Raw genomic sequence first — 8,771 nt, 5'->3', positions numbered from 1 at the left:
CGCCACCTCGACTCCGCACGCAGCTTCGAAGTCACCTTCTGGCGCAGCGCCTTCAACGCGCTGGCCCTCGGCCTTGCATTGCACTGGATGCGCGGCCCGGCCTTGTGGCGCAACCTGCTGCGCTCGCCCTGGCCGGTGTGGGTGTCGGGCGCGTGCTGGTCGGTGATGTTCACCGCCTTCATGGTGGCGCTCACGCTCACGAGCGTGGCCAATGTGCTGGTGACCATGGCGCTCGGGCCATTGATCACGGCGCTGTTCTCACGCATCTTCCTGCACCACCGCCTGGCCTGGCGCACCTGGGGCGCCATCGGCGTGGCCGGGGCGGGCATCGCCTGGATGTTCGGCCACAGTGCAAGCGGGGGTGAAGCCGGTGCGGTGCTGGGCACGGCCGTTGCACTGGCGGTGCCGCTGGCCGCCGCCATCAACTTCACCGTACTGCAGCATGTGAACCACGGCGAGACGGATGCGCAAGACATGCTGCCTGCGGTCTTGATCGGCGGGCTGATCTCGGCGCTGTTGACGCTGCCACTCGCGTTCCCGTTCCAGGCATCGGCCCACGATGTGGGGCTGCTGGCCCTGCTGGGCGTGGTGCAGCTCGCCATCCCCTGTCTGGTCGTGGTGCGCCTGACCCAGGTGCTGTCGGCCCCCGAGCTGTCTCTGCTCGGCTTGCTGGAGGTGATTTTCGGCGTGTTGTGGGCCTGGTGGGGTGCGGGCGAACCGCCAGGCACCACGGCACTCACGGGCGGCGCGCTGGTGGTGGGTGCCTTGCTGGTCAACGAACTGGTGGCGCTGCGTGCGTCACCCCCATCGAAAACCTGAAACATGAATGTTCTGACCGAGATCCGCGGCAACCTGGGCGTGGTCACGCTCAACAAGCCGCAAGCCTTGAATGCCTTGTCGCTCGCCATGGTGCGCGAGATCACCAGCACCTTGCTGAAGTGGCGCGATGACCCGCAGGTGGCCGCGGTGCTGCTGCGCGGCGCCGGCCGTGAAGGCAAGGCGCCCGCGTTTTGCGCCGGTGGCGACATCCGTTTTTTCCACCAGGCCGCACTCTCCGGCGACCCCACGCTGGAAGACTTCTTCACCGAGGAATACGCGCTCAACCACCTGGTTCACCACTACCCCAAGCCGACCATCGCGCTGATGGACGGCATCACCATGGGCGGCGGCATGGGCCTCGCACAAGGGGCGTCGTTGCGGGTGGTCACCGAGAACAGCCGCCTGGCCATGCCCGAGACCACCATCGGCCTGTTTCCCGATGTGGGTGGCGGCTGGTTCCTGTCGCGCTGCCCCGGCCACGTGGGCGAGTACCTGGCCTTGACCGGCCATGTCATGCATGCGGCTGACGCCATCGCGATGGGCCTGGCCGATGTGTTCGTCGACGCCGCCGTCTTGCCCACACTCATCGAGGCGCTGGCCGACCAACCCATCGAGACCGGCGCCCAGGCCACCGCGGCCGTGAAGGCGAGGGCGCAGACGCCGCCGGCAGCGACCCTGACGGCGCAGCTGTCAGAGATCGACACACACTTCGCCCACGCCACCACCTTGGCCGTCGTCCACTCGCTTGCCGCGAGCGACACCCCGTTTGCCCGGCACACCGTCACCGAGCTGCGCAAACGTTCGCCCTTGATGCTCGAAGTGAGCTTGCAGCAAGTGAGACGCGGGCGTGGCATGAGCTTGGCCGATGATTTGCGCATGGAGCGCGACCTGGTGCGTCACTGCTTCCACCTGCGCCCGGGCGCGGCCAGCGAGACCGCCGAAGGCATCCGCGCGCTCGCCATCGACAAAGACCATCACCCCCGCTGGAACCCGGCCCAACTGGAAGCGGTGACACCCGAAGACGTGGCCGCGTTCTTCGTGAGCCCCTGGCCGGCGCATGCCCACCCGCTGCGCGATCTAGGGCCTTAGCTCCAACCAAACGTCACAGCCGGTGGTTAGGATGTGTGCTTCCTGACCCCCGGCCCGTGAACCAGGCCCGTGAACATGCCCGTGAACGTGCCCGAAAAGCCCGTGCGAGACACCGGCCAACCCAAGGCCCCCAACGCGCTGTTGATGCTGCTCGAAGGCCGTGCGCCCTGGGAGCTGGCCGCGACGCTGGCCGCCACGCCCTTGTTCAGCCGCCTGCCTCCCGGTGATGGGCACCCGGTGCTGGTATTCCCCGGCCTGAGCGCCCCCGACGTCACCACCTTGCCGCTGCGCAGCTTCTTGCGCGCACGCGGCTATGAGCCTTATGAGTGGGAGCAGGGTTTCAACCTCGGCCCGCGCGAGGGCGTGCTCGAACGCTGCCGCGAGCGCGCGAATGCCATCTACCAGAAGCATCGCGTGCCGGTCAGCCTGGTCGGCTGGAGCCTGGGTGGTGTTTACGCCCGCGAGATCGCCAAGGAGCTGCCCAAGCAGACACGCTGCGTCGTCACATTGGGTACACCGTTCAGCGGCCACCCGCGCGCCAACAACGCCTGGCGCTTGTACGAGATGGTCAGCGGCCACCGGCTCGACGAAGCCGATTCGCTCATCGACCAGGTGCGCAAGCCGCCGCCCGTGCCCACCACCTCGATCTACTCACGTACCGATGGTGTGGTGTCGTGGCTGTGCAGCCTGAACGAAGACTCGCCGATGACTGAAAACATCGGTGTGCACGCCAGCCACCTGGGCATGGGCATGAACCCGTTGGCGCTCTACGTCGTGGCCGATCGCCTGGCGCAAAAGCCTGGCGAGTGGAAGCCGTTTCACCTGGAGGGGCGGCGCAAGTGGTTCTTCAAGACCACGTCGCGTGCGGCGGTATCGGCCTCGCGGGAGAAACCGGCGGCCTGATACTCGTTCACAGCCACTCTCTGGAGCCCGCTGTGAACACCAACCCGATCAAGACCCGCATGGAGCACGACAGCATGGGCACGCTGGCCGTGCCGGCTGCTGCGCTCTACGGCGCGCAGACCCAGCGCGCGGTCGACAACTTCCCCGTCAGTGGCCAACGCTTGCCGGTCGCCTTCATCCGCGCGCTCTTGCTTGTCAAGCAAGCCGCTGCGCTGGCCAACCTGCGGCTCAACCAATTGCCGCCCGACGTGGGCCATGCGATCACCGACGCCTGCCAGCGCCTGCTCGCCATGGGCGATGCCGAGTTGATGACGCACTTCCCGGTCGACGTGTTCCAGACCGGCTCGGGCACCAGCAGCAACATGAACGCCAACGAGGTGGTCGCCACCCTGGCTGGCGCGGCGCTCGGCGAGCCGGTCAGTCCCAACGACCACGTGAACGCCGGCCAGAGCAGCAATGACGTGATCCCCAGCACCTTGCACGTGAGCGCAGCCTTGCAACTGCACCAGCAGCTGTTACCCGCACTCGACCACCTGGTGCAAACCACGCGCCACAAGGCGAGCAGCGTGCACCGCCACGTCAAGACCGGCCGCACCCATTTGATGGACGCGATGCCGGTTCGTTTGAGCCAGGTGCTCGACGGCTGGGCCCACCAGGTCGAGGCCGCCAGCAAGCACATGCGCGCGCTGTTGCCGGCCCTGCAAGGCCTGGCGCAGGGCGGCACGGCTGTGGGCAGCGGGGTCAACGCACACCCCCAATTCGCCCGCTCGTTTGCGGCCGAGCTGAGCACGCTCACCCAGGTCGATTTCCGCCCGGCCGACAACTTCTTCGCGGCCATGGGTTCGCAAGACACGGCGGTCGCGGTGTCGGGCCAGCTCAAGGCGATGGCGGTTTCGTTGATGAAAATTGCCAACGACCTGCGCTGGATGAACTCGGGCCCGCTGGCCGGCCTGGGAGAGATCGAGCTCGAAGCCTTGCAACCCGGCTCGTCGATCATGCCGGGCAAGGTGAACCCGGTGATCCCCGAAGCGGCCGCGATGGTCGCGGCTCAGGTGATCGGCAACGACGCCGCCATCACCATCGCTGGTCAATCAGGCAACTTCGAACTCAACGTGATGCTGCCGCTGGTGGCGCACAACCTGCTGGGCAGCATCGAGCTGCTGGCCAACGTCAGCCGGCTGCTGGCCGACAAGGCCATTGCGAGCTTCACCGTCAATGAGTCGCGGCTGAAAGAAGCCTTGTCGCGCAACCCCATCCTGGTGACCGCGCTCAACCCCTTGATCGGCTACGAGAAAGCAGCCGAAATCGCGAAGCAGGCCTACCGTGAAGGCCGGCCGATTCTCGACGTGGCCGATGAACAAACCGACCTCGGGCGCGAGCGGCTGGCGCAGCTCCTGGACCCGGAGACGCTCACCGGCCCGGGTTGAGGCGCTGTCTTCGTTGCAACGCTCGATCCCGCTCGCCGCAGGCATGACCACCGCGGGTGGGGAGACGAAGGAACCCTGAGCGCCACCATGCATCTCCAGGGGCCATTGGTTACAACCCGCGTTTTGCGCGTTGACATCTTTCGATCGTCGGTGCGGGCGTTGTTCAATCATCGACTTCTACCCAAGTGACCGTACGAGAGTCGCGTGAAGGAGAACTGCCTGTGACCCGGACGCGTCGGATCCGACAAACTGACCACACCGCCACCCCTGAGACAGCAGCTCTCCGGATGGAACAACGGCACCGCATCCTCGACACCGCGCTGTCGTCGATGAGCGACTTTGCCTACATGTACGACCGCGACGGTCGATTCCTGTACGCGAACCGTGCGTTGCTCGACGCGATGGGTGTGTCGCACGACGCGATCATCGGCAAGAATTACACAGAGCTGGGGATGGCCGACCAACTTGCGCAGCGACTTGCGGCGCAACTGCGCCAGGTCGTGATGACCGGGCTGCCCGTGAAGGATGAAGCAGCTCTGCGGCATGCGTGTGGTACCTGGACCGAGCACGAGTACATCTTTGAGCCCGTTCTCGCAGCCGATGGCAGCGTGGAGCTGATTGCCGGTTCGACCCGTGACGTGACCGAGCGCAACCGTGCCGCCACCGCCCTGGCCGAGAGCGAACGCCGTTTCCGGTTCCTCAGCACACTCAGCGACGCCACGCGGGGGCTCGCTGAGCCGATGCAGGTGATAGAGGTGGTGACGCGGCTTCTGGGCCAGCATCTCGGTGCATCGCGCTGCACCTACGGCGGCGTGGACATCACCACTGACAGCGGCTCGATCCTGCACGACTACACCGATGGCTGCGAAAGTGTCGTGGGCGCCTATCGGTTCTCCGATTTCGGGCGCATCACGGTAGACACGCTGCTCTCGGGGCGCACTCTGGTTTTCAACGACGTCGACGTGATGCCGGGTGAGGCTGACGGAGCTGCCGCATTGCGCTGCATTGGCGTTCACGCGGTGATGGCTTGCCCGCTGGTCCTTAGAGGCAGCCTGCAGGCTTTCCTGGCTGTGCATCAGACCCTGCCACGCACCTGGACAGCGGCCGAGGTCGCACTGCTCGAAGAAGTCGCCCTGCGCTGCTGGGCCACCATCGAGCAGGTGCGTGCCCACGCCCGCTTGCGCGACAGCGACCGAGAACTCAGCATGCTCGCTGAATCGATGCCGCAGATGGTGTGGACGGCCGACGGCAAGGGCGAGATCACCTACCTCAACGAACGCTGGGTCCACTACACAGGGGTCTCACGCGAAGAGAGCTACGGATTGCGCTGGACGCAGTCCATCTTGCCCGAGGACTGGCCCGAGACCACCGCCGATTGGGCCCGCGCGGCCAAGGCGGGGGTGACCTTCGAGCACGAGTTCCGCCTCAGGCGAAAAGACGGTGTGTACCGCTGGTTCCTTGCGCGCGGTGTGCCGATGGTCGGTGACAACGGGCGCATTGAAAAATGGTTCGGGACCTCGACCGACATCGATGACAAAAAACGGCTCGAACAGGAGATGCGCAGCCACGCCAAGCAGCAGAGCCTCATCGCCGAGTTCGGCCGCCAGGCGCTGGCGAGTTCAGAGCTCGAGGCGCTGTTCGACGCTGCCGCGCACGCCGCCGTTGAAGGCCTGCCTGGGGTGTGCTGCAAGTTTGTGCAGCTGGGCGTCGACGGCAAAACGTTTCTCTGTCGGGCCGGCGTGGGCTGGCAAGGTCGCTGGGCCGGTACGCAAGAACTCGACGCGCCCGGGCGAGAGCGCCTTCTTAGGGTGATCGAGACCGGCGAGCCTGTTTCGATTGCCGATTTCGACAGTCAGATTCACAGCGCGCGTTCCGAGATGCTGGAAGCGCACGCCATCCGCAGCTCGGTGGACGTGGCGGTGGCGGGAGCCGGCGGCGTCTACGGTGTGCTTGGCGTCTACTCGCAGCAGGCCGAATCTTTCACGGCCAGAAACATTCACTTCATCCAAAGCCTGGCACACACGCTGGCCACCGCGATGGACCGCAAAGCCGCCGACGAGCGACTCGCCTACCTGGCGCAGTTCGACACCCTCACCGGCCTGCCCAACCGGCATCTGCTGGTCGACCGGCTCGTGCAGGCGCTCGCGCTTGCGCAACGCAACGATCAAGGCGCCGCTGTCGTCGTCATCGACCTGGATCGTTTCAAGGCCATCAACGACACACTCGGCCATGCCGTGGGCGACGAGCTGCTGGTGCTGGTGGCCGAGCGCCTGAAAGGCTGCGTGCGAAGCAGCGATACGGTGGCAAGGTTGGGTGGAGACGAGTTCGTCTTCGTGCTGACCAGTTTGTCACGCCCGGAAGACGCCGTGCTGGTTGCGCAGAAGGTCGTGGCAGCGCTGGCATTGCCATTCACCCTGGCCGAAGGCAACGAAGTCTATGCGTCGGCAAGCCTCGGGGTGGCCACGTTTCCGCAAGACGCGCAAACGGCCACCGATCTGCTGAAGAATGCCGACGCGGCGATGTGGCGTGCCAAGGAGCGGGGCCGCAACACCTACCAGCTCTACCTGCCTCAGATGAACGAGCTTGCGCTCGAGCGCCTGACCCTTGAAACCCAGCTGCGCGGCGCTTTGGAGCGTGAAGAGTTCGTGCTGCACTACCAGCCCAAGCTGAACCTGGCCAGTGGCGAGATCAGCGGCTTCGAGGCATTGCTGCGCTGGCAACATCCTCAGCGCGGCCTGGTGCCACCGCTGAAGTTCATTTCCATCCTCGAAGAAACGGGCTTGATCATCCGCGTGGGCGAGTGGGTCGTGCGCGCTGCGATCGATCAGCTGTTGTGCTGGAAGGCGCAAGGCGTGCCGCTCCAGCCCATCGCGGTCAATGTGTCGGCACGGCAGTTTCAGCAGCGCGATTTCGATGGGGTCATTGGCGCCATCCTGGCCGAAACCGGCATCGACGCCTGTTGGCTTGAGTTCGAGCTGACGGAGTCGATGCTGATGAATGACCCGGAAGAGGCTGTGCGCATCCTGAACAGCATGAGGGCGATGGGTGTGCGCCTGTCGCTCGACGACTTCGGCACCGGCTACTCCAGCCTGTCGTACCTGAAGCGCTTCCCGCTGGATGCCCTCAAGATCGACCGGGCCTTCATGCGCGACGTGACCACCGATGCCGACGACGCCACCATCGCTCAGGCGATCATCGGGCTGGCCCACAACCTGAAACTGAAGGTGGTGGCCGAGGGTGTGGAAACCCAGGCGCAACTCGATTTCCTGCGGCTGCATGGCTGCGACGACATGCAGGGCTACTTCTTCTCGCGCCCCGTGCCTGCTGTCGACGGCACTCGCATGCTGCTTGAAGGCAAGCGGCTGGACAACCCCACCTGAAGAGCGTCGCGCGAGCCGCTGGTTTGGGAGGCTGGGAGAATGTGACCATGCGCGCGCACTCAACTGGTATTTCTCCCTGGCGACTCTCGGTGGCCCCGATGATGGATTGGACCGACCGGCATTGCCGCTACTTCCACCGCCTCATCACCCGCCAAACCCTGCTTTACACCGAGATGGTGACCACCGGCGCACTGCTGCATGGCAATGTGCCGCGCCACCTCGACTTCAGCACCGAGGAGCACCCGGTGGCGCTGCAGCTTGGCGGTAGCGAGCACCACGACCTGGCGGCCTGCGCCAAGCTCGCGCAGCAGTGGGGCTACGACGAAGTCAACCTCAACTGCGGCTGCCCCAGCGAGCGTGTGCAACGCGGTGCGTTTGGTGCCTGCCTGATGGCTGAGCCGAACACCGTGGCCGATGGGGTGAAGGCGATGCGAGACGCGGTGAGTCTGCCGGTGACGGTGAAACACCGCATCGGCATCGACCACACCGAGAGCTACGCTTTCGTGCGCGACTTCGTCGGCACGGTGGCCCAAGCCGGCTGCGAGGTGTTCATCGTGCATGCGCGCAACGCCTGGCTCAAAGGTCTGAGCCCGAAGGAAAACCGCGAGGTGCCGCCGCTGCGCTACGAGATGGTCTATCAGTTGAAGCGCGACTTCCCTCAGCTCACCATCGTGCTCAACGGCGGCGTGAACGACAACGACCGGATCGACGAGCACCTGGCGCACATCGACGGTGTGATGCTGGGGCGCGAGGCTTATCACAACCCGTGGTGCATGGCCGATTGGGATGCACGCTATTTCGGTGACGCACCTCAGGCGCGCAACCGCGAAGAGGTTGAAGCGCTGATGGTCGCCTACATGCAGGGCATCACCGCACGCGGCGAGCCGTGGTCGCATGTGTCTCGGCACATGCTCGGGCTGCGCCACGGCATGCCCGGCTCGCGCCGCTGGCGCCAGGTGTGGTCAGACCACCGGCTGAAGGCGCAAGACGCTGCGCTGGTGAGCTTGCGTGCTGCAGAGGCGCTGCAGGTCGCGTGAGCCGCTAGGGCGATGAGGTGGCAGGCCTGGCAGGCCAGGTGGCGAGCACCACGCCGGCCAGCGCCAGGCCGAAAGCGGCGGCATGCACCGCGCTGAACCGTTCGCCCAGGAACAGC

Annotated in this window: 6 protein-coding genes; all 6 read left to right on the top strand. The window is 65.7% G+C overall.

The genetic code is table 11. The features are described 5' to 3' along the window. A partial coding sequence (locus RMO40_RS22655; RefSeq protein WP_309725861.1) for an EamA family transporter occupies positions 1-819 on the top strand: 819 nt, incomplete at its 5' end. Positions 820-822: 3 nt separating this feature from the next. Continuing rightward, positions 823-1,908, top strand: coding sequence for an enoyl-CoA hydratase/isomerase family protein (locus RMO40_RS22650; protein ID WP_309725860.1), 1,086 nt, complete (start codon positions 823-825; stop codon positions 1,906-1,908). 75 nt (positions 1,909-1,983) lie between these two features. Beyond that, positions 1,984-2,811: an alpha/beta hydrolase gene (locus RMO40_RS22645; protein ID WP_309725863.1), complete on the top strand. Its 828-nt coding sequence runs from the start codon at positions 1,984-1,986 to the stop codon at positions 2,809-2,811. 59 nt (positions 2,812-2,870) lie between these two features. Next, a complete protein-coding gene (locus RMO40_RS22640) occupies positions 2,871-4,238 on the top strand; it encodes a lyase family protein (RefSeq protein WP_309725862.1) in 1,368 nt (455 codons plus the stop codon). A 287-nt stretch (positions 4,239-4,525) separates the two neighbouring features. Continuing rightward, on the top strand, positions 4,526-7,618 hold the full coding sequence (locus RMO40_RS22635) for an EAL domain-containing protein (RefSeq protein WP_309725859.1): 3,093 nt from the start codon (positions 4,526-4,528) through the stop codon (positions 7,616-7,618). 47 nt (positions 7,619-7,665) lie between these two features. Then, positions 7,666-8,655 (top strand): tRNA dihydrouridine(20/20a) synthase DusA, encoded by a 990-nt coding sequence (gene dusA, locus RMO40_RS22630; protein ID WP_309725858.1) that lies wholly within the window; start codon positions 7,666-7,668, stop codon positions 8,653-8,655. Positions 8,656-8,771 lie beyond the last annotated feature (116 nt).

It is taken from the genome of Rhizobacter sp. (genome assembly GCF_031412075.1).
In the GTDB taxonomy this organism is placed as follows: domain Bacteria; phylum Pseudomonadota; class Gammaproteobacteria; order Burkholderiales; family Burkholderiaceae_C; genus Rhizobacter.
This window is presented reverse-complemented; position numbering and strand designations above follow the sequence as displayed.